Source organism: Isoptericola sp. BMS4 (assembly GCF_011634835.1).
Classification (GTDB): domain Bacteria; phylum Actinomycetota; class Actinomycetes; order Actinomycetales; family Cellulomonadaceae; genus Isoptericola.
The window spans coordinates 1-280 of sequence record NZ_SIRP01000043.1 but is presented as its reverse complement, the minus strand read 5'-3'; the positions used below and the strand labels follow the sequence as shown (position 1 = coordinate 280).

Sequence of the window (280 nt, the reverse complement as noted above, 5' to 3'; positions counted from 1 at the left end):
TCATGGCGAACATGAACGTGACTTACGACGAGCTGCGGTCCCAGGCGGGTCAGCTGCGCAACGGTCAGCAGCAGATGACCGAGATCCTGCACAACCTGCAGTCGCAGGTGAACAACCTGGTGTCGTCGGGGTTCGTGACGGACCAGGCGTCGGGGGCGTTCCAGACGTCGTACGAGGAGTTCACGACGGGCACGACGCAGGCCATCGAGGGTCTTGAGGGGATGGCGTCGTTCCTGGAGCAGGCGGCGCAGACGCTGTCGGACGCGGACGCGCAGCTGGC

General features: G+C 65.4%; 1 protein-coding gene. It reads left to right on the top strand.

Annotated features, from left to right (window positions below; genetic code table 11):
• Positions 1 to 11: 11 nt before the first annotated feature.
• The coding region (locus EYB28_RS19930; protein WP_370459520.1) for a WXG100 family type VII secretion target at positions 12 to 280 on the top strand (269 nt) is incomplete at its 3' end.